Below are 19882 nucleotides of genomic sequence, written 5' to 3' on the forward strand. Positions count from 1 at the left end.
CCGCGCGCTGGCGGCGGTGCTGGCCGGCCAGGTCGAGCCGACGGCCGGCGCCGTCACCTACGCGGGCACGGACCTGCGCGACTTCGACGCCGCCGAGCGCGCCCGGCGGATCGCCTTCACGTCGGGCGAGGCGATCCTGATGGAGGGCTCCCTCCGGCAGAACCTGCTCTACGGCACCGATCCGGCGACCGCGCCCGACGACATCGCGCTGATCGGCATCAGCCGGCTCACCGGCCTCGACGGCTTCGTGTACGCCCGCGGGCTGACCGGGCGGCTCGACCCGGCCGCCCAGCCGCGGCTCGCCGCCGCGATCGTCGCCGCGCGCCGGACCATGCGGGTGGCGCTGGCCGCCAAGGGCGCCGAGCGCCTCGTCGAGCCCTTCGACCCCGACCGCTACAACAACCAGGCGAGCATCGGCGAGAACATCCTGTTCGGCGAGCCGGTGGGCGGCACCTTCGCGCCCCTGCGCTTCGCCCGCCACCCCTACCTGCGGGCGGTCCTGGAGGCCGAGGGGCTGGTCCGGCCGCTCACCGAGATCGGCCTGTCGGTGGCCCGCAGCACGGTGGAGATCTTCGCCGACCTGCCCAACGACCACCCCCTATTCGACGCCTACTCGCTGTTCCAGGCGGCCGAGCGGGGCTATTTCGAGGATCTCGTGGCGCGCCTGCCCGGGGCGGCGAGCCTGCGGCGGGGACCGGCGGGCCAGCGCGACCGCGCGCGGCTGATCGGCCTCGCGCTGCGCTACAACGAGTCCCGCCACCGCTTCGGCCTGATCGACGGCCCGTTCGAGGAGCGCCTCGTGCAGGCGCGCCGGTCCTTCGCCCGGATGCTGCCGGCCCACCTCGCCGGCGCGGTGGTCTTCCACGATCCCTCGCGGGTCAATCCGGCCGCGAGCCTGGAGGAGAACCTGCTGTTCGGCCGGATCAGCCTCGGCGAGGCCAATGCCGAGCCGCGGGTGCGCGAGCTGGTGCGCCGGGTGCTGGCCGACGAGGGCCTCGAGGCCTCGGTCTACGGCCTCGGCCTCGACAGCAAGGTCGAGATCCAGCCCAGCACCGGGGCGCTGGCGGACGGCGCGATCAACGCCCGCGAGCGGGTGGCGATCGAGCTGAGCCGGTGCCTCGCCCGCGACCCCGACATCCTCGTGGTGGCGGTCGCGATGGACGAGCGGAAGGCCGAGGGCGCGCGCGAGCGCCTCGCCCAGCTGCGGCAGGCGCGGGCCGGGCGCGGCCTCATCGTCTGCCTGCCCGAGACGGGCCTCGCGGAGTGCGCCGCGCCGTTCGACGCGGTGATCGCCGTGGAGAACAGCGCGGTCGTCGCGCCCGTGCCGGCGGATGCCGTGCGGGAGCCGGAACCCGCGGCCTGAGGGGAACAGGCGGCGGTGCCCGTCCGCGGGGGAGGGGGCGCCTCCGCGGGGCGGCGGGCGGAGCGACGGGCGGGGCGGCGGGCGGCCCGGCCGCGCAGCCTCACGGCCGCCGCAATAATCCGTCAGGTCGCGAGGCCGCGCCCGTCCGGCAGCCATCCCGGCCGATCCAGCGCGGACGGTTCATGCCCCTGTCGACCTCGCTCCCCCTCGCCGCCGGCCTCGTTCTGCTGGCCCTCGCAGGCCCGGCCGCCGCGCAGGCGGGCAAGGCCGAGGCGCCGATTCCGGCCGCGACCCTCGCGTTGATGGCGCAGAAGGGCGTGACGGCCGCCTCGCCGGTCCTGTTCCGGGCCTACAAGAAGGAATCGGAGATCGAGGTCTGGAAGAAGGGCGCCGCGGGCTACGTCTACATCAAGACCTTCCCGATCTGCCGCTGGTCCGGCCAGCTCGGGCCCAAGCGCAAGACCGGCGACCGTCAGACCCCGGAGGGGTTCTACGCCGTGCCCCGGCGCCAGATGAACCCGAACTCGCACTACTATCTGTCCTTCGACGTCGGCTATCCCAACGCCTACGACCGGGCCCATGGCGGCACCGGCTCCGCCGTGATGGTGCACGGGATCTGCTCGTCCATGGGCTGCTTCGCCATGACCAACGGCACGGTCGGCGAGATCTACGCCATCGCCCGGGACGCGCTGAACGGCGGGCAGGCGGCCTTCCAGTTCCAGTCCTACCCGTTCCGGATGACGGCCGAGAACATGGCCCGCCACCGGACCGATCCCAACATCGCCTTCTGGCGGGAGCTCAAGGCCGGCTCCGACCGGTTCGAGGCCAGCCGGGAGGAGCTGCAGGTCTCGGTCGTCGCGGGCCGGTACGCCTTCGCGCCCGCCCGGGATCCCGCCGTCGAGGCGGCCGTCACGACACGCCGGGCGGTCGAGGAGGCGCGGATGGCCGCGCTCGCCGAGGCGGGCGAGCCCGCCGTGCGCACCACCTATTCCGACGGCGGGCAGAACGCCTTCTGGGCGGCCTACACGGCCCGGGGCGGCGCGGTGGGGGACATCAGCCGGCCGGAGGCCCTGGCCTTCGCCGGGCAGGAGGTGGTGGTCGTGCCCGGCCATCGCGTCCATCGCCCGGTGCCCGAGACGGTCTGGGCCGGCTGGGCCGCGCCCGGATCGGGCCTGTCGCCGCGGCAGATGGCGGGGTTCGTGCCGGTCTACGAGCGGGCGCCTGACCCGTTCGGGGCCCTGGTCGCGCCGCTCCCGACGCGGTACAGCGACGCACTCCCGTCCTGGCTGGCCGCGGGACTCGCCGGATCGGCGACCGGCCGCCCGATTCTGGCCGGGTCGCCGGCCGGTCTCCTGGCCGCCGCGGAGCCCCTCTGAGCATGCGAAGGCCCTTCGCGGCGGCCCGTGCGTGTGCGCGGACGCACATCACGACCGCGTGCGGCACACCAATTCATGATACGGCAGGGGATGAGCGGTACACCTGCTCCGTCGGCCTGCCGTATTCAAAGCTACCTTCCCGGAACGGCGACGGGGTTTCGATCATAAGTGATCGGGACCGACTGTCCGCGGATTCGTGATCGCCATGTCGAACAGTTCCGAGCCGACCATCCTGGCGGCCGACCAGGACCTCGCACTGCGCTTCTGGGGCGTCCGCGGCTCGACGCCCGTCAGCGGCCCGCAATACGCCGAGTTCGGCGGCAGCACGCCCTGCATCGAGGTGCGGTGCGGCCAGCGCATGTTCATCGTCGACGCGGGGTCGGGCATCTACAACCTCGGGCAGGGTCACCGGACCGATCTGCCCCAGGAAGTCGACCTGCTGTTCAGCCACCTGCATCTCGACCACACCGCGGGTCTGCCCTTCTTCAAGCCGGCGGTCCTCGATCCCGACCGGGTGATCAACACCTATTGCGGCAACCTCGGCGGCGAATCGGCCGGGCCGACCCTCGACCGCCTGTTCGCGCCGCCGCTCTTCCCGGTTACGCTCGACAAGCTGTGCTGCACCTTCCACCACCACGGCTTCGAGGCGGGTCAGACCCTGGCCTTCCCGGACGGTACGCGCGTCGCCACGATCCTGCTGAACCATCCGCAGGGATCGGTCGGCTACCGGTTCGAGCACGGCGGCCGACGCCTGTGCCTGATCAGCGACATCGAGCACAGCGACCCGTGGCCGGATCCGGAGCTCGCCGCCTTCGTCGCCGACGCCGACCTGATGGTCTACGACGGCATGTTCACCGACGGGGAGTATCCGACCTGCCGGGGCTGGGGGCACTCGACCTGGCAGAAGGGCGTGGAGCTCGCCCGGAACGCCGGCGTGAAGGCGCTCGGGATCATCCACCTGCACCCGGCCCATTCCGACACGGCGCTGCGCGACATGGAGGCCGACCTCCAGGCCGAGATGCCGACGGCGTTCATCGCGCGCGAGCGCCAGAGCCTCATCGTCGGCGCCCCGCGGGCGGTGAGCGGCCGGCCGAGCGCGCGCCCGGCCGTGGCGCGGGAGATGCGCCGCCGGATCAAGGTCGCCTGAGGCCGGGCGTCAGACGGAGCGCCGCCGGCGCGTCCGGCTGTACCGGGCCCAGGTGAACAGCACGAACAGCGCGACGCCGATGATCAGGATGCTCCAGCCGTAGTTGCTGACGAGCTGCGCGTCGATCGGGTGGCCGACGTACCCGAGCGCCACCAGCAGACCGAGCACCGCGATCGCCGCGGAAACGAGCATCCCTACAATCATCGAAGTCCCCGGCGCGTCCCATCCGCGCGATTCGGCAGGGCCGTATGGTGGGGAAGAATGCACGGCGGCGGCACCCGTTCCAGCTCCGTGATCAGCCTCCTGCGAGCCAGCGCGCGGTCCGTCGGCCGCGATCATCCGCCCCGCGCTGTTCACCGGAATGGCGCGGCGGCGCATTCGGCGGCTCCCATCGCGCCGAAGTTAGGCTAAGTAGGCCGCCTGACGGCGCCCCGGGGCGCGCGAGGAGCTCGAGACCACGGCGATGAGCGGCCAAGACAACACGACGGCGTCCGCGACGGCGCACACCAGCGAGCAGACGCATTCCGCCGCCGCGCCGGGCCCCCTGCGCCCGCAGGACCAGCTCGTGACCATCTACGGCGGCTCCGGCTTCCTGGGCCGGCACGTGGTGCGGGCGCTGGCCAAGCGCGGCTACCGGATCCGCGTCGCGGTGCGCCGGCCGGACCTCGCGCTGTTCCTGCAGCCGCTCGGGAAGGTCAACCAGATCGTCGCCGTCCAGGCGAACCTGCGCTACCCGGACTCGGTGGCCCGGGCCGCCGAGCGGTCGGACGTGCTGATCAACCTCGTCGGCATCCTGCAGGAGACCGGCTCCCAGAGCTTCGCGCGGCTGCAGGTCGACGGGGCCGAGGCGATCGCCCGTGCCGCGGCGCGCCAGGGCGCCCGGATGATCCAGGTCTCGGCGATCGGCGCCGATTCGGCCTCGCCGTCGCTCTACGCGCGCACCAAGGCGGAGGGCGAGGCGCGGGTCTTCGCCGCCTGCCCGGACGCGGTCGTGTTCCGGCCCTCGCTGATCTTCGGGCCGGGCGACAGCTTCTTCAACCGCTTCGCCGGCCTCGCCCGGGCGCTCCCGGTGCTGCCGCTGGCCGGCGGCCAGTCCCGCTTCCAGCCGGCCTTCGTGGGCGACGTCGCCGAGGCGATCGCCCGCGCGGTCGACGGCACCCTGGCGCCCGGCAAGGTCTACGAGCTCGGCGGCCCGGAGGTGGGCACGCTGGAGCATTTCGTGCGCTACATGCTGAAGACGATCCGGCGGAAGCGGGTCGTCGTGGACCTGCCCGTGCCGGCGGCCAAGCTCCAGGCCCGCATGCTGGAGATCGCCGACACGCTGACCTTCGGCCTGCTGCCGGATTCGCTGAAGCTGACCCGCGATCAGGTCACCCTGCTCCAGAACGACAACGTCGTCTCGGAGGCCGCCAAGGCCGAGGGCCGGACCTTCGAGGGGATCGGGATCACGCCGACCGCCGCCGAGGCGGTGGTGCCGGGCTATCTCTGGACCTTCCGCAAGGCGGGCCAGTTCGCCACCGATCGCGACGAGGAAGTCCTGTCCGAGGTGCCCGACACGCTGGCGTCGCAGCCCCTGGCGGCCGGCTCGCAGCACCGGCCGAAGACCGCCTCCGGCCCGGCGATCGGTGCCGATGCCGGCAGCTCACCGGGGGCCGGGCAGGGCAGCATGGGCGTGCGCTGGGGAACCCGGAACCCGGGCTAGGTGACGCTCCCCGCCCGGATCGCGCCGTGAGCGCGCCCTCTCCCCACGGGTCCGGCGGCCCGGCCCCGCGGCGCATCCTCGTCACCGGGGCGGCCGGTTTCGTGGGCGGCCACGTCCTGCCGCTCCTGGCGGGGTCGACGGCGGAGTCGGCGGCGCGGGCGGGCGACTGCGTGGCCGGGATCGGGCGGGGGCGGTCTCCGCGCCTGCCGGAGGGCGTCACTTACGCGGCGATCGACCTCCTCGACGAGGCCGCGCTCGGCGGCTTCGTGGCGCGGTTCCGGCCGACCGCGATCCTGCACCTGGCGGGCCTCGCCTCGGTGGCGGATTCCGCGAGCGGCCCGGGCCAGACGTGGCGGGTCAACGTCAACGGCCTGATGAACCTCGTGGCCGCGGTGGAGGCGGTGCCGGGCTGCACCTTCTTCTTCGTCAGTTCCGGCGAGGTCTACGGCAGCGCGTTCCTCGCCGGCCACGCCCTCAGCGAGGCGGTCGAGCCCCTGCCGCGCAACACCTACGCCCGGTCGAAGTGGGTCGGCGAGCAGCTGCTCCGCGACCTGCTGCCCCGCATCGGCGTGAAGCTCGTCGTGCTGCGGCCGTTCAACCATATCGGTCCCGGCCAGGACGAGCGCTTCGTCGTGGCCTCCTTCGCGGGACAGATCGCCCGGATCGAGGCCGGCCTCGTGCCGCCCTGCCTGGAGGTCGGCAACCTCTCGTCCTACCGCGACTTCCTCGACGTCGCCGACGTGGCGAACGCCTACGCCGACCTGATCGGCCGCGCGGACTCCCTCGCGGACGGGAGCGTGTTCAACATCAGTTCGGGCCAGCCGCGGACGATCGCCAGCGTCCTCGAGGATCTGCGCGCGCGGGCCCGGGTCCCGTTCGAGATCCGCATCGCCCCGGAGCGGGTGCGGCCGACCGAGATCCCCCTGGCCGCGGGCGATGCCGGCCGCCTCCACGCCGCCACCGGCTGGCAGCCGCGGGTCACGTGGGACGCGGCCCTGTCCCGGGTTCTGGACGACGCGCGGGCGCGGCTCGCGGACGCGCGCGAGACCCGCTGAGGCGCCGGGCCCCGCGCGAAGCGGCGCTCAGCGCTCCGCGACGCCGATCAGCGCGGTAGAGGGGATCGGCAGGACGGGTCGACCGCCCGCCATGCGCCGCGCCTCCGCGACCACCGCGGCCCGGTCGTCCGCGCCCAGGTCGACCCAGTCCGGCGACAGGCCGAACACCGTGTCGGGATCGTCGAGCAGGGCGACGTCGAGCGCGTAGTCGAAGGTCACCCGGTCGATCCGGGGGGCTCGGTACCCGGCCGCGACCAGCTCCCGGGTGAACCCGGCCGGATCGCCGAGCGCCCGCACCCCGTCGGGCATCGCCCGGCTCTCGCGTTCGGGGAACAGCCGGCGGCGGATCTCGCCGAGCAGCAGGAACGTCGCCGCGCCCTGGTCCTGCCAGGTCGCCACGACGCCCCGCCCCCCGGGCCGCGTCACGCGCGCCATCTCGGCGAGGCCCTTCCGCCAGTCGGGGAACATGATCACCCCGAAGATCGAGAACACCGCGTCGAAGCCGCCGTCGGGCAGGTCGAGGGCCTGGCCGTCCATGACCCGCGCGTCGACGTTGGGCAGGGCTGCACCGGCGATGCGCGCGACCATGCCGGGCGCGAAATCGACCGCGAGGACCCGCGCCCCCGTCCGCGCCGCGGCCAGCGCCAGGGCACCGGTGCCGGCCGCGACGTCGAGGACGCGGCTCCGCCCGGTCAGCGGCACCCGCGCGAGCGCCGCCTCCGCGAAGCGCGCGGTGAACGGGTGGGCGGTCGTCGCGTAGTGCTCGGCGACCTTGTCCCACCGATCGGGGTTCTCGAACTCGCGCACCGCTCGGGCTCCGCTCCATCACGTAACTTTACAAGTATCGTGATCGGGCACGGTTGCCAATCCCGGGCCCGGTGTGATGGATCGGCGGGTGCGCACCGACAGCCGCCTCTCCCGGACGCTCCATGTGCTGCTTCACATGGCCCGCCACGACGGACCGATGACGTCCGAGGCGATCGGGCGGATGCTCGGGACGAACCCGGTGGTCGTCCGACGCACGATGGCCGGGCTCCGGAACGCGGGCTACGTCACATCGGAGAAGGGGCACGGCGGCGGATGGTCCATCGCGGCGGACCTGAACGCGGTCTCGCTGCTCGACGTCCACCGCGCGGTCGGCGGCCCCCGCATCTTCGCGATCGGCAGCGATCGCGCGAACCCGGCCTGCGCGGTCGAGAAGGTCGTCAACGCGGCGGTCGAGGACACGCTGCGCGAGGCCGAGGCGCTCCTGGTCGCGCGGCTCGGTTCCGTCAGCCTCGCCGAACTCGCGCGAAGCTTCGACGCCCGGTGCCGGCCCGAAGGGCCGTCGGACGCCTCGACCTGCGCCTGACGGCGGACGGTTGCCGCGGCGACGCTCAGGCGCCATCCTCGGCATCGACGCGGACCAGCACGAGATGAGCGGCCATGGGCCTACTGGACGGATTGCTCGGACACGGCTCGGCCGTCGACGCGGCCTCCCTGGAACGCAGGCTCGACGGCATCCTGATCGAGGGCGAGACGGCGCGGCTCGCCTTCAAGATCATCCGGGACGTGTTCGTGTTCACCGAGCGCCGCGTCATCCTGATCGACGTCCAGGGCGTGACCGGCAGCAAGGTCGAGTTCCTGTCGGTGCCGTACCGCGCGATCGTGCGCTTCTCGGTCGAGACCGCCGGCACGTTCGACCTCGACGCCGAGTTGAAGATCTGGGTCTCGGGGGCGGCGGAGCCGATCCAGCGCACCTTGAAGAAGGGCGCGGATGTCCGGGGCATCCAGCGGGCCCTCGCCGAGGGCGTGCTGCGCTAGCCCGGGGCGCGCGCCGGCGGGCGGCGGCCGCCTAGCGGACCACGCCCTTGGCCCGCAGGGCGTCGCGCGCGGCCTCGGGGTAGTCCAGGTGCTCGGCCAGGATCTCGGCGCTCGAATCCCCGAGGCCCGGCGGCATGCGCCGCACCGGCAGCCGGCGGCCGTCGAGCCGGTAGGGCGGGGCGATGACGTGGGCGGTCGCGGAGGCCGCCTCCGGTGCCGCGACCACCAGCCCGGCCTCCCGGGCGCGGTCGCAGGTGAGCGCCTCGCGCAGGCCCATCACCTCGCCGCAGGGGATGCCCGCCGCCCGGAGCCGGGCGATCAGCGGCGCGCGCTCCCACGTGGCGAGCTCGGCCTCCAGCACCGGGATGAAGGCGGCGCGGTTGCGCGACCGGTCGAGGTTGGTGGCGAAGCGCGGGTCCGCGACCCAGTCCGGCCGCTCCAGCACCTGCTCGCAGAAGCGGCGGTACTGGCCGTTGTTGCCGACCGTGATCACCACCGGCCCGTCGCCGGCCTCGAACACCCCGTAGGGCACGATCGACGGGTGGGCGTTGCCGTAGCGGGGCGGATCGATCCCCCGGGCGAGCGCCTCGAGGCCGTAATAGGAGGTCAGCGCCACGCCGCAGTCGAACAGGGCGAGGTCGACGGTCCGGCCGCGCCCGGTCCGCTCCCTCTGGTACAGGGCGGCCAGCACCGCCTGGGCGGCGAACTGGCCGGTGAACAGGTCGACCGCCGCGACCCCGAACTTGAGGGGCGGTCCCCCGGCCTCGCCGTTGAGCGCCATCACGCCGGATTCGCCCTGGACCACGAGGTCGTAGCCGGGCCGGCCGGCCTCGGAGCCGTCGGAGCTGTAGCCGGCGATCGAGCAGTAGATCAGGCCGGAATTCTCCGCCGACAGGTCCGCGTAGCCGAGGCCGAGCTTCTCGGCCCCGCCGGTCTTGAAGTTCTGGACCAGCACGTCGCTCTCGCGGGCGAGCGCCTTGACGATCGCCAGCCCCTCCGGCGTGGCGAGATCGACGCCGATCGAGCGCTTGTTGCGGTTCACGCTGTCGAAATACGAGGTGTTGCCGGGGCTCGTCGGCACGCCCCAGTCGCGGGTGTCGTCGCCGCGCTCCGGGTGCTCGACCTTGATCACGTCGGCGCCGAGATCGCCCAGCACCTGCGCGCACCAGGGTCCCGCCAGGACCCGGGACAGGTCGAGGACGCGGATTCCGGCGAGCGGCAGGTCGGCAACGGCATCCATCGCGATGGTCCTCAGGCTCCCATGACGCCGTCGAGGCTGCGCACGGCGTCGATCAGTCTCGGGCGCGCCACCTCCAGGAGGAAGCGCGCGTCGGTGATGACGGTGGGGGCACCGCAATTGACCGACATGGGCGGCAGGCCGCCGCCGGGATGGAACCCCACCGCGATGGCGCAGACCGTCTCCTGCCACTCGCCGAACGAAGTGCAGCAGCCGAGTTCCCGGTGCTCCTCCACCGCCCGGTCGAGGCCGGCGCGCAGCACCGGCCAGGCCACGGGATCCAGCGCCTTTAGGTCCTCGTAGATGCCCGCGCGCTCCCGGTCCGGGCAGACCGCCACGTAGGCGCGGCCCATGGCGCTGCGGGCCAGCGAGATGCGCGAGCCGGTGTCGAGGTTGAGCGAGATCGCCGCCGGGCCGCGCTGGCAGTCGACGTAGCGCATGCTGAGCCGGTCCCGCACCCCGAGGCCGACCGAAGCGTTGGCCGCCTCCGCGACCGCGCGCAGCACCGGCCGGGCGATGGCGCGGACGTCGAGGCCGCCCAGGGCGGCCGAGCTCAGCGCGATGGTGGCGGTGCCGAGCCGGTAGCGGCCGAGCTCGGCCATGTGCTGCAGGTAGCCGAGCTTGGTCAGCGTGTAGGTCAGCCGCGACACGGTGGAGCGCGGCAGGCCGCAGGCCTCCGCGATGTCGTGGTTGGCGAGGCTCGTGCGCCCCGGGCCGAAGCAGGCGAGCACCGACAGCCCCCGGGCCAGGGCCGTGACGAAGTGCCGGTCCTCCTTCGCGCCGGCGCCGGCCGCGTCGGGCTCGGCCGTGCCGGGCTCGGTGTTGTCGGGCTCGGTGGTGTCGAGCCCGATGTCGGATCCGGCGCGCGGGCCGGCCTCCACCTCCATCCGCCCGCTCATCGGCGCAGGAACGCCGCGAAGGCCGCCTGCGCCGCCGGACCGCGGCGGAGGGCGTGGAAGACCTCCGCCTCGGCCTCGAGGGCGCGGGCGACGCTGTCGTCGTGGCCGCGCCGCAGCGCCTGCTTGGTGGCGGCGATCGAGACCCGGGGCAGGGCGGCGAGCGCGCGCGCCCTGGCGAGCGCCGTCTCCAGGGCCGCCCCGGCCGGGACGGCGGCGTTGATCAGGCCGGAAGCGGCGGCGTTCGCGGCCGTGAAGGGCTCGCCGAGCATCAGCAGCTCGGCGGCGCGCTTCGATCCCGCCACCAGGGGCAGCAGGTAGCTCGACCCGCCCTCCGGGCTGAGGCCGAGGGCCGTGAAGGGCAGGCGGAACCGCGCCCCGTCCCCCGCGTAGGCGAGGTCGCAGTGGAGCAGCAGCGTCGTGCCGATGCCGACCGCGTGGCCCTCCACGGCGGCCACGACCGGGAGCGGGCAGGCGCGCAGGGCCTTGAGGAAGGTCAGGCCGGGACTGTCGCCGCCGGTCTCGACGTCCTGGAAATCCTTGAGATCGTTGCCGGCGGTGAAGCAGCCGCCCGCGCCGGTGAGGACCAGGGCGCGCACCTCCGCGTCCCGTCCCGCGGCCTCCAGGGCGTCGGTCAGGCCCGCGTAGGTCGCCCGATCGAGGGCGTTGCGCCGCTCCGGCCGGTCGATCGTGACGAGCCGGATCCCGGGCTCCGGATCGGCGAGGCGGACGCTCACGGAACGGCCCCACCGTCGCGGTCCGCGACGTAGTCTTCGGCGTAGTCCGCGGAGCTGCCTGCCGTCCGCGCGCGCGCCGCCGCGTATTCCCGGACGAGCCGGGCGACGAGGTCGGCGGTCGCCGGCGCGTCCGCGATGGTGCCGACACCCTGGCCGGCGCCCCAGACGTCGCGCCACGCCTTCACGCTGGCGCTGCCGAAGTTCATCGCGGTCTTGTCGCGCACCGGCAGGGCCTCGGGATCGAGCCCGGCGGCGCGGATGCTCGGCGTCAGGTAGTTGCCCGGAACGCCGGTGAAGTAGGGGGTGTAGAGGATGTCGGCGGCCGCGCTGCCGGCGATCATGTCCTTGTAGGCCGCCGCCGCGTTCGCCTCCCGGGTGGCGATGAAGCGGGTGCCCATGTAGGCGAGGTCGGCGCCCATGGCCTGGGCCGCCAGGATCGCGGAGCCCGAGGTGATGGCCCCCGACAGGATCAGCGGCCCGTCGTAGAACCGCCGGATTTCGCCCACCAGGGCGAAGGGGCTCAGTGTCCCCGCGTGCCCGCCCGCCCCCGCGCAGACCAGGATCAGCCCGTCGACGCCGGCCTCCAGCGCCTTCTCGGCGTGGCGGACATTGGTGACGTCGTGGAACACCACCCCGCCATAGGCGTGGACCGGGCGGATCACCGCGTCCGGCGCCCGCAGCGAGGTGATGATGATCGGCACACGGTGCCGGACGCAGGCCTCGACATCCTGCGCCAGCCGGTCGTTGGAGGCGTGGACGATCTGGTTCACCGCGAACGGCGCGATCCGCCGCGACGGGTCGGCGGCGCGGGCCTGCGCGAGCGTCTGCGTGATCCGAGCGAGCCACTCGTCGAGGAGTTCGGCCGGCCGGGCATTCAGCGCGGGGAAGGAGCCGACAACCCCGGACAGGCACTGGGCGATGACCAGCTCCGGGCCGGAGACGATGAACATCGGGGCGCAGATCACCGGCAGGGCGAGCCGGCCGCGCAGGATCTCGGGCAGGCGCCCGCCCGGGTCGCGCTCGGGACCGTCGCTCACCGCCCGTTCCTCGCTGCCGGAACCCGCGCCGGACAGGCGCCCCCGGGCCGCTCGCCCCGATCCTTGCCGCGCACCGCGATCCTCCCCCGTGCCTCCGGCGGCCCGGCCTTCGCGCGCCGGGCGGCGTCCGCAACCGAGTCTCGTTCAGGGCCGTTGTGATGGCATGGCCCCGGGCCGCGGGTCAAACCGCCGAAGCGGCGCTTTTCTGCATTGCAGAACAATCAGCTGCATCCCGATGACAGACCCCGTCCGTCCTTGACGCTGGCGGGCACTCGGACCAACATCCCGCCGAAATGCGGACACTTATTCTGCATTGCAGAACAACAGGGAGTATCGGGTGGTTCGTCAGGAGGTCGACGGCGGCGTGGCCGTGCTCACGCTCGCCAACCCGCCGGTCAACGCGCTGGGCGCCGCGCTGCGGGCGGCCCTCGACGAGGCCCTGACGAACGCCATCGCGGACGCGTCGGTCCGGGCCGTCGTCCTGGCCGCGGAGGGCAAGGTGTTCGTCGGCGGCGCCGATATCGGCGAGTTCGGCAAGCCGCAGCGTCCGCCGAGCCTGCCGGACATCCTGGACCGGCTCGACGCCAGCCCGAAGCCGGTGGTGGCGGCGATCGGCGGCGCGGCCCTCGGCGGCGGCCTGGAACTGGCGATGGCCTGCCACGGTCGCGTCGCGGCCCCGTCCGCGCGGATCGGCCTGCCGGAGATCAAGCTCGGGATCATCCCGGGGGCGGGGGGCACGCAGCGCCTGCCGCGCCTGATCGGGCCCGACGCCGCCTTCGCGATGATGCTCACGGGCGAGCCGGTCTCCGCCGAGAAGGCGGCGGCGCTGGGCATCGTGGACGCCCTGGTGCTCGGCGACCTCGTCGCGGAGGCCCGCAGGCGGGCGCTGGAACTCGCCGATTCCGGCGCCCTGCCGCGGGTGCGCGACCGGTCCGAGACGCTGACGCCGGGCGCGCGGGAGAGCTTCGAGGCGCAGGCCACGGAGGCGATCAGGCGCGATCCCGACGCCACCAACGTCCACGCCCTGGCGCGGGCGGTGCGCGCCGGCCTGGAGCAGGATTTCGATGCCGCCGTGGCGGTGGAGCGGTCCGAGTTCCGCACCCTGGTGGAGGATCCGCGCTCGAAGGCCCTGCGCTACGCCTTCTTCGCCGAGCGCGAGGCCGGCCGGGTGCCCGGCCTGCCGAAGGACACGCCGCGCCGCCCTATCCGGACGGCCGCGGTGATCGGCGCCGGCACGATGGGCGGCGGCATCGCCATGTGCTTCGCCAATGCCGGGATCCCCGTGACGGTGATCGAGACGGAGGAGGGTGCCCTGGCGCGCGGCCTCGACCGGGTGAGGGGGCTCTACGCCGGCTCGGCCAAGCGCGGCTCGATCACCGAGGCCCAGCGCGACGAGCGGGTCGGCCGGATCACGGGCGCGCTCGGCCTGGAGAACGCCGGGGAGGCCGACATCGTCGTCGAGGCGGCCTTCGAGGACATGGGCGTCAAGCGCGAGATCTTCTCCAAACTCGACCAGGTCGCCAAGCCCGGCGCGATCCTGGCCACCAACACCTCCTACCTCGACGTGAACGCCATCGCGGCGGTGACGGGCCGGCCGCAGGACGTGCTCGGCCTGCACTTCTTCAGCCCGGCCAACGTCATGCGCCTCGTGGAGGTGGTCCGTGCGGAGAGAACCGCGCCGGACGTGCTGGCCACCGCGCTGGATCTGGGCAAGCGGCTCAACAAGCTGCCGGTGACGGTGGGCGTCTGCTTCGGCTTCGTGGGCAACCGCATGCTGGAGCGCCGCAGCCGGGCCGGCGAGCGGCTGCTGCTCGAGGGCGCGCTGCCCCACGAGGTCGACGCGGCGGTGACCGGGTTCGGTTTCCGGATGGGCCCCTTCGCCATGGGCGACCTCGCGGGGCTCGATATCGGCTGGCGCTCGCGCAAGGATTTCGGCGGCCGGGCCCCCGTGGCGGACTCGCTCGCCGAGCAGGGCCGGTTCGGCCAGAAGACCGGCCGCGGCTTCTACCTGTACCCGGACGGCGCCCGCACCGGCACGCGCGACCCGGAGGTAGAGGCGCTGATCGCGCGCGTCGCCGCCGAGCACGGCGTCGCGCGCCGCAGCTTCACGGCCGACGAGATCGTCGCGCGGCTCATGTACCCGATGGTCAACGAGGGCGCGCGGATCCTGGAGGAGGGCATCGCGGCCCGGCCCGGCGACATCGATACGATCTGGATCAACGGCTACAACTGGCCGGCCTGGCGCGGCGGCCCGATGCACTGGGCCGACACGGTCGGGCTGAAGACGATCGCGGAGGCGCTGTCGCGCTTCGCGGCCGAGACCGGCGACGACAGCCAGGAGCCGGCGCCGCTCCTGAAGCGCCTCGCCGCCGAGGGCAGCCGCTTCGCCGACTGGAAGGCTTCGGCATGATGCCGCGCCGACTCAAGCGGGTGGCGGTGCAGATTGATGTGCACGCCGGCCCTTTCCCGGGCGCATGCAGCGTCAGCGGAATGCGACCCGGGATCCAGCACAAGACGTCGCGAAGCGTCCGTAAGACGCAAACGGTGCCGCTGCGCGGCGCTTCTCGTGCTGGGTCCCGGATCACCTTCCACTGCGTTCCAAGTGTCCGGGAAAGGGCTGCGGGGCGCCCGCGCAACCCCTTCGAATGGATCGGGCACACCGCCCTGCAGAAATTCCAGAGGATCCCGGCATGACCGACGCGGTGATCGTCTCGACCGCCCGCACGCCCATCGGCAAGGCGCATCGCGGCGCGCTGAACCTCACCCGCGGCGCCGACCTCGCGGCCCACGCGATCCGCGGCGCCCTGGACCGCGCGCGGCTGGAGCCGGAGGCCGTCGAGGAGGTGGTGCTCGGCTGCGGCTATCCGGAGAACGCCACGGGGGGCAACGTCGCCCGCCACGCGGCGCTGGTGGCGGGGATCCCGGTCGACTCGGCCGGCGTCACCGTCTCGCGCTTCTGCGCCTCGGGCCTCGAGGCGATCGCCAGCGCGGCGCGGCGGATCGTGCTCGACGGCGTGCCGGTGGCGGTGGCGGGCGGCGTCGAGTCGATCAGCCTCGTCCAGCCGAAGGTCCAGCGGGAGCTGACCCGCAACGCGTGGCTGGAGGCGCACCTGCCGGCCATCTACATGCCGATGATCGAGACCGCCGACATCGTGGCGGAGCGCTATCGGATCTCCCGGGAGGCGCAGGACCACTTCGCCCTGGAGAGTCAGCGCCGCACGGCCGATGCCCAGGCGCGCGGGCTGTTCGACGACGAGATCGTCCCGATGTCCGCCGTCATGGCGGTGACCGACAAGGCCACCAGCGAGACCCGGGAGGTCGAGACCCGGCTCGCTAAGGACGAGGGCAACCGGCCGGACACGACCCTGGAGGGTCTCGCCAAGCTCAAGCCCGTGCGCGGGGAGGGGGCCTTCATCACGGCGGGCAATGCCAGCCAGCTCTCGGACGGGGCCTCGGCCAGCGTGCTGATGTCGGCCGACGAGGCGGCGCGGCGCGGTCTCGAACCGCTCGGCACCTTCCGGGGCTTCGCCTCGGCGGGCTGCGGGCCGGACGAGATGGGCATCGGCCCGGTCTTCGCGGTGCCGCGGCTCCTGGAGCGGCAGGGCCTGCGCGTCTCCGACATCGACCTGTGGGAGCTGAACGAGGCCTTCGCGTCCCAGTCGGTCTACTGCCGGGACACGCTCGGGATCGACCCCGAGAAGGTCAACGTCAACGGCGGCGCCATCGCGGTCGGCCACCCCTTCGGCATGTCGGGGGCGCGGCTCGTGGGCCACGCCCTGCTGGAGGGCCGCCGCCGCGGCGCGCGCTACGCCGTCGTGACCATGTGCGTCGCCGGCGGCCAGGGCTGCGCCGGCCTGTTCGAGATCGCCCGGAGCTGAGCCGATGGACCTGCGCTTCACCGACGAGGAAATCGCGTTCCGCGACGAGGTCCGGACCTTCTGCAGGACGGAGATCCCGGCGGAGATCCGGAAGAAGGTCTCGGAGGGGCGCAGTCTCTCGAAGGAGGACTACGTCACGAGCCAGCGGATCCTCAACGCCAAGGGCTGGGCGGTGCCGCACTGGCCTCAGGAATGGGGCGGCCGGGACTGGACCCCGATCCAGCGCTACATCTACACCGAGGAGCTGTTCCAGGCGGCGGTGCCGCTGCCGCAGCAGTTCAACTGCTACATGTTCGGCCCGGTCCTGGCGACTTTCGGGCGGCAGGACCAGAAGGCGCGCTTCCTGCCGCGCGCCGCCAACCTCGACGACTGGTGGTGCCAGGGCTTCTCCGAGCCCGGCGCCGGCTCCGACCTCGCCTCGCTCAAGACCAAGGCGGTGCGCGACGGCGACCACTACGTCGTGGACGGCCAGAAGACCTGGACCACGCTCGGCCAGCACGCCGACTGGATCTTCTGCCTGGTCCGCACCGATTTCGAGGCCAAGAAGCAGCGCGGCATCTCCTTCCTGCTCATCGACATGAAGAGTCCGGGGATCACCGTGCGGCCGATCCTGACGCTGGAGGGCCGGCACGAGGTCAACGAGGTCTTCTTCGATTCCGTGCGCGTGCCCGTGGAGAACCTCGTCGGCGAGGAGAACCGGGGCTGGGACTACGCGAAATTCCTGCTCGCCAACGAGCGCACCGGCATCGCCCGGATCGGCCTCACCAAGGAGCGGATCGCTCGGATCAAGCGGCTGGCCCGCGAGATGCCGGCCGGGCCCGGCACGATGTGGGACGATCCCGCCTTCCGCGCCCGCGTCGCGGAGGTCGAGGTCGAGCTGAAGGCCCTGGAGATCACCCAGATGCGGGTGGCGGCCAAGCAGGGAAGGGCGGATTCGGTGGAGCCGGACCCGGCTTCCTCGCTCCTCAAGATCCGCGGCTCGCAGCTCCAGCAGGCGGCGACCGAATTGCTGGTGGAACTCGCCGGGCCCTTCGCCCTGGCGGCGCCCGCGCGGGGGGCCGGGGCCAACAACCTGCCCGGCGGCTTCGACTGGGTCGACGCGGCGGCGCCGAGCTACTTCAACAACCGCAAGGTCTCGATCTACGGCGGCTCGAACGAGATCCAGCACAACGTCATCGCCAAGGGCATCCTGGGGTTGTGAGCGGCCGCCTCGCCCCGTCCTCCCCCTCATCCTGAGGTGGCGGGCGCCTCCGACGACATCCGCGAGGGAACACCATGGATTTCGACCTGAACGAGGACCAGTCGCTCCTGCGCGACAGCGTCGAGCGGCTGGCCGCCGACCTCTACCCGTCGCTGGAGAGCCGGCAAACACGGCTCGAGGCGCCCCTCGGCTTCCCCGAGGACGGCTGGGCGGCCTTCGCGGAACTCGGCGTCGCAGGCCTGCCTTTCTCCGAGGATGAGGGCGGCCTCGGCGGCGGGCCGGTCGAGACCATGCTGGTCATGGAGGCGGTGGGCCGCAACCTCGTGGTCGAGCCCCTGCTCGCGAGCCTCGTGCTGGGCTCGACGGCCCTGCGGCTCGGCGGCAGCGCCGCGCAGCGGGAGCGCCTCGTCCCGGGACTCGTCGCCGGCGACCTGCGCCTGACCCTCGCCCACACCGAGCGCCAGTCCCGCTACGACCTCGCCGACGTGGCGACGACCGCCCGTCGCAGCGGCGACGGCTACGTGCTGAGCGGGGCGAAGAGCGTCGTGCCCAACGCCGACGCGGCCGGCCTGATGGTGGTCTCGGCCCGCGTCTCCGGAGAGCGGCGCGACCCGGGCGGGATCGGCCTGTTCCTCGTCCCGACCGACGCCCCCGGCGTCGCCATCGAGGCCTACCCGACCCAGGACGGCGGCCGGGCCGCCGAGGTGTCCTTCTCCGACGTGACGCTCCCGGCCGACGCGGCGCTCGGCGACCCGGAGGGCGGCCTGCCGCTCCTGGAGCGGGTGGTGGAGCACGGGATCGCGGCGCTCGCCGCCGAGGCGGTCGGCTCCATGGACGCGCTCCACAAGCTCACGGTGGAGTACCTCAAGACCCGCAAGCAGTTCGGCGTCAGCGTCGGCTCGTTCCAGGCGCTGCAGCACCGGGCCGTCGACATGCTGATCCAGCTGGAGCAGGCCCGCTCCATGGCGCTCTACGCCGCCATGATGGTGGACACACCCGAGCCGCGCGCGCGGGCCGCGGCCCTGTCGGCCGTGAAGGTGCAGATCAACAAGGCCTGCCGCTACGTCGGCCAGGAGGCGGTGCAGCTCCACGGCGGCATCGGCATGACGCTCGAGTATATCGGCGCCCACCACTTCAAGCGGCTCGCCATGATCGAGTACCAGCTCGGCGACACCGCCCACCACCTGCGCCGGATCACGCAGGACGAGAACGGGCTGCTGGCGGCGTAGGCCGGTTCGGGCGCCGTCACCGTCGTTGCGGGCGGAGCGCGGCGATCCAGAGGGCGCCACGCTCGAGAACGTTGCGCCACCCTGGGCCGCCTCGCTCCGCGCGCGATGACGGAGCGGTCAGTTGAACAGCGTGCCGACCCCGCCCTGGACGCGGCCGAGGCCGGCCCGCGCGACGGTGTTGTTGGGGTCGATCGTCGAGGCGCGCTGGTAGTTCTCCATCGCCTCCTTGCGCTGGCCCTGCTTCTCGTAGGCGAGGCCCCGATAGGCCCAGGACGTGGCGTCCTTGGCGTTCACGTTGAGCGCGGCGTTGTAGTCCTCGATCGCCTTCGCGTACTGGTTGGTCGCGATCAGGCTCTGGCCGCGGGCCGCGTAGGGCGCGGCCACGAACGGGTCGCGGTCGATGGCGGCGTCGAAATCGGCGATCGCCTGGGTGTCCTGGCCCTGCTTCTGCTTCACGAGGCCGCGGGCATGGTACGCCTGCGCGGATTCGGGGCTCAGGCGGATCGCGACGTTGAGGTCGTTCAGCGCCTGGTCGAGGTTGCCCTGCGCGCGCTCGACATTGGCCCGGCCGATATAGGCCGGCCCGTAATTCGGATCGATCCCGATCGCCTTGGAGAAGTCCTGCAGCGCCGGGCCGTCGCGGCCGATCTGGCGGTTCGCCAGGGCGCGGTTGTTGTAGGCGGAGGCGGAGTTCGGATCGAGCTGGATCGCCTTGGTGAAGTCGCCGATGGCGTCGTTGAACTGCCCGGCGCGGGCGTAGGCGGCGCCGCGGGTGTTGTAGGCCGCCGCGTCGTTCGGGTTGCGCTGCACGACCTCGGTCAGGGAGGCGATGTTGACGTTCGTGGCGCCGGTCGTGTCCTTCTCCAGGACCGCGTATTGCCGCGGACCGGCCGCGCTGCCGACGGTCTCGCAGCCCGCGAGGCCGGCAGCCGAGACCAAGGCCGCGCCGATCAGTGCCGTCTTCCGTCCCAGCCGGTTGCGTACGTTCATTGCCCCACTCTCCCCGAGGCGTCGCCCGCTCCGCGCGCGCCCGCCCCGCCCCTCACAGTCCAAGAGCCCGCGCCGAGCGCCGGGCACGCCCGAGTTCGGGGCACCGTCGCGCATCACGGTGAAGGCCGGCTTAAGAAGCGCCGCGTCGTGATCCGGCCCCCGCCGGTCCCGGCGGGACCGAGCGGTGCGGGCGGGTTCGAGCGACAGCATACGGAACCGACCACAGTGTCG

The 19882-nt window shown here is 73.2% G+C and carries 17 protein-coding genes and 1 pseudogene; 11 read left to right on the plus strand and 7 right to left on the minus strand.

Going from position 1 to position 19882, the window contains the following annotated elements; translation table 11 throughout:
• The 3 genes and pseudogenes from ACLBYE_RS18210 to ACLBYE_RS18220 all read left to right on the plus strand — a co-directional run.
• Nucleotides 1-1363: pseudogene (locus ACLBYE_RS18210) on the plus strand (ABC transporter ATP-binding protein); the annotation flags it as partial.
• 182 nt (nucleotides 1364-1545) lie between these two features.
• Complete coding sequence (locus ACLBYE_RS18215; RefSeq protein ID WP_020092386.1) at nucleotides 1546-2739, plus strand: L,D-transpeptidase family protein; 1194 nt, start codon at nucleotides 1546-1548, stop codon at nucleotides 2737-2739.
• A gap of 205 nt (nucleotides 2740-2944) precedes the next feature.
• Nucleotides 2945-3886, plus strand: a complete 942-nt coding sequence (locus ACLBYE_RS18220; RefSeq protein WP_020092387.1) for an MBL fold metallo-hydrolase — start codon at nucleotides 2945-2947, stop codon at nucleotides 3884-3886.
• A gap of 9 nt (nucleotides 3887-3895) precedes the next feature.
• Here ACLBYE_RS18220 and ACLBYE_RS18225 read toward each other — a convergent pair whose 3' ends face one another.
• Entirely contained in the window at nucleotides 3896-4078 is a 183-nt protein-coding gene (locus ACLBYE_RS18225) for a hypothetical protein (RefSeq protein ID WP_020092388.1), read from the minus strand.
• Between the two features lie 271 nt (nucleotides 4079-4349).
• Between ACLBYE_RS18225 and ACLBYE_RS18230 the strand changes: the two genes are divergently transcribed.
• Nucleotides 4350-5588, plus strand: a complete 1239-nt coding sequence (locus tag ACLBYE_RS18230; protein ID WP_447695255.1) for a complex I NDUFA9 subunit family protein — start codon at nucleotides 4350-4352, stop codon at nucleotides 5586-5588.
• Between the two features lie 26 nt (nucleotides 5589-5614).
• A complete protein-coding gene (locus ACLBYE_RS18235) occupies nucleotides 5615-6643 on the plus strand; it encodes a GDP-mannose 4,6-dehydratase (RefSeq protein ID WP_447695256.1) in 1029 nt (342 codons plus the stop codon).
• 27 nt (nucleotides 6644-6670) lie between these two features.
• On the opposite strand, the gene ACLBYE_RS18240 is transcribed toward ACLBYE_RS18235, so the two are convergent.
• Nucleotides 6671-7450 carry a class I SAM-dependent methyltransferase gene (locus ACLBYE_RS18240; RefSeq protein WP_447695257.1) on the minus strand — a complete coding sequence of 260 codons (780 nt, stop codon included), beginning with the start codon at nucleotides 7448-7450 and terminating at the stop codon, nucleotides 6671-6673.
• A gap of 88 nt (nucleotides 7451-7538) precedes the next feature.
• Here ACLBYE_RS18240 and ACLBYE_RS18245 point away from each other — a divergent pair, with 88 nt between their 5' ends.
• Nucleotides 7539-7994, plus strand: coding sequence for an Rrf2 family transcriptional regulator (locus ACLBYE_RS18245; protein ID WP_447695258.1), 456 nt, complete (start codon nucleotides 7539-7541; stop codon nucleotides 7992-7994).
• A 74-nt stretch (nucleotides 7995-8068) separates the two neighbouring features.
• Nucleotides 8069-8446, plus strand: a complete 378-nt coding sequence (locus tag ACLBYE_RS18250; RefSeq protein ID WP_020092393.1) for a PH domain-containing protein — start codon at nucleotides 8069-8071, stop codon at nucleotides 8444-8446.
• 31 nt (nucleotides 8447-8477) lie between these two features.
• Here ACLBYE_RS18250 and ACLBYE_RS18255 read toward each other — a convergent pair whose 3' ends face one another.
• The 4 genes from ACLBYE_RS18255 to ACLBYE_RS18270 are packed head-to-tail and all read right to left on the minus strand — an operon-like array spanning nucleotide 8478 to nucleotide 12353.
• Nucleotides 8478-9686: a CaiB/BaiF CoA transferase family protein gene (locus tag ACLBYE_RS18255; protein ID WP_427508222.1), complete on the minus strand. Its 1209-nt coding sequence runs from the start codon at nucleotides 9684-9686 to the stop codon at nucleotides 8478-8480.
• A gap of 11 nt (nucleotides 9687-9697) precedes the next feature.
• Nucleotides 9698-10582: an IclR family transcriptional regulator gene (locus ACLBYE_RS18260; RefSeq protein WP_447695259.1), complete on the minus strand. Its 885-nt coding sequence runs from the start codon at nucleotides 10580-10582 to the stop codon at nucleotides 9698-9700.
• Entirely contained in the window at nucleotides 10579-11316 is a 738-nt protein-coding gene (locus ACLBYE_RS18265) for an enoyl-CoA hydratase-related protein (RefSeq protein WP_447695260.1), read from the minus strand. The genes ACLBYE_RS18260 and ACLBYE_RS18265 overlap by 4 nt, the downstream gene beginning before the upstream one ends.
• Nucleotides 11313-12353, minus strand: coding sequence for an NAD(P)H-dependent flavin oxidoreductase (locus tag ACLBYE_RS18270; RefSeq protein WP_447695261.1), 1041 nt, complete (start codon nucleotides 12351-12353; stop codon nucleotides 11313-11315). Before ACLBYE_RS18270 ends, ACLBYE_RS18265 begins: the two co-directional genes overlap by 4 nt.
• A 337-nt stretch (nucleotides 12354-12690) precedes the next feature.
• Here ACLBYE_RS18270 and ACLBYE_RS18275 point away from each other — a divergent pair, with 337 nt between their 5' ends.
• The 4 genes from ACLBYE_RS18275 to ACLBYE_RS18290 all read left to right on the plus strand — a co-directional run bounded on the left by ACLBYE_RS18275 (nucleotide 12691) and on the right by ACLBYE_RS18290 (nucleotide 18661).
• Entirely contained in the window at nucleotides 12691-14763 is a 2073-nt protein-coding gene (locus ACLBYE_RS18275) for a 3-hydroxyacyl-CoA dehydrogenase NAD-binding domain-containing protein (protein WP_447695262.1), read from the plus strand.
• 280 nt (nucleotides 14764-15043) lie between these two features.
• Complete coding sequence (locus tag ACLBYE_RS18280; RefSeq protein ID WP_447695263.1) at nucleotides 15044-16231, plus strand: acetyl-CoA C-acyltransferase; 1188 nt, start codon at nucleotides 15044-15046, stop codon at nucleotides 16229-16231.
• Between the two features lie 4 nt (nucleotides 16232-16235).
• Complete coding sequence (locus ACLBYE_RS18285; RefSeq protein WP_447695264.1) at nucleotides 16236-17432, plus strand: acyl-CoA dehydrogenase family protein; 1197 nt, start codon at nucleotides 16236-16238, stop codon at nucleotides 17430-17432.
• A 74-nt stretch (nucleotides 17433-17506) separates the two neighbouring features.
• Complete coding sequence (locus ACLBYE_RS18290) at nucleotides 17507-18661, plus strand: acyl-CoA dehydrogenase family protein (RefSeq protein ID WP_447695265.1); 1155 nt, start codon at nucleotides 17507-17509, stop codon at nucleotides 18659-18661.
• Nucleotides 18662-18778: 117 nt separating this feature from the next.
• On the opposite strand, the gene ACLBYE_RS18295 is transcribed toward ACLBYE_RS18290, so the two are convergent.
• Nucleotides 18779-19651: a tetratricopeptide repeat protein gene (locus tag ACLBYE_RS18295; protein ID WP_020092402.1), complete on the minus strand. Its 873-nt coding sequence runs from the start codon at nucleotides 19649-19651 to the stop codon at nucleotides 18779-18781.
• Nucleotides 19652-19882: the final 231 nt, after the last annotated feature.

It is taken from the genome of Methylobacterium sp. A52T (assembly GCF_053346095.1).

Coding starts and splice junctions, on each gene's coding strand:
- ACLBYE_RS18215 (WP_020092386.1), top strand. CDS start 1,546: ATGCCCCTGTCGACCTCGCTCCCCCTCGCCGCCGGCCTCGTTCTGCTG.
- ACLBYE_RS18220 (WP_020092387.1), top strand. CDS start 2,945: ATGTCGAACAGTTCCGAGCCGACCATCCTGGCGGCCGACCAGGACCTC.
- ACLBYE_RS18225 (WP_020092388.1), bottom strand. CDS start 4,078: ATGCTCGTTTCCGCGGCGATCGCGGTGCTCGGTCTGCTGGTGGCGCTC.
- ACLBYE_RS18230 (WP_447695255.1), top strand. CDS start 4,350: ATGAGCGGCCAAGACAACACGACGGCGTCCGCGACGGCGCACACCAGC.
- ACLBYE_RS18250 (WP_020092393.1), top strand. CDS start 8,069: ATGGGCCTACTGGACGGATTGCTCGGACACGGCTCGGCCGTCGACGCG.
- ACLBYE_RS18255 (WP_427508222.1), bottom strand. CDS start 9,686: ATGGATGCCGTTGCCGACCTGCCGCTCGCCGGAATCCGCGTCCTCGAC.
- ACLBYE_RS18260 (WP_447695259.1), bottom strand. CDS start 10,582: ATGAGCGGGCGGATGGAGGTGGAGGCCGGCCCGCGCGCCGGATCCGAC.
- ACLBYE_RS18280 (WP_447695263.1), top strand. CDS start 15,044: ATGACCGACGCGGTGATCGTCTCGACCGCCCGCACGCCCATCGGCAAG.
- ACLBYE_RS18285 (WP_447695264.1), top strand. CDS start 16,236: ATGGACCTGCGCTTCACCGACGAGGAAATCGCGTTCCGCGACGAGGTC.
- ACLBYE_RS18290 (WP_447695265.1), top strand. CDS start 17,507: ATGGATTTCGACCTGAACGAGGACCAGTCGCTCCTGCGCGACAGCGTC.
- ACLBYE_RS18295 (WP_020092402.1), bottom strand. CDS start 19,651: ATGAACGTACGCAACCGGCTGGGACGGAAGACGGCACTGATCGGCGCG.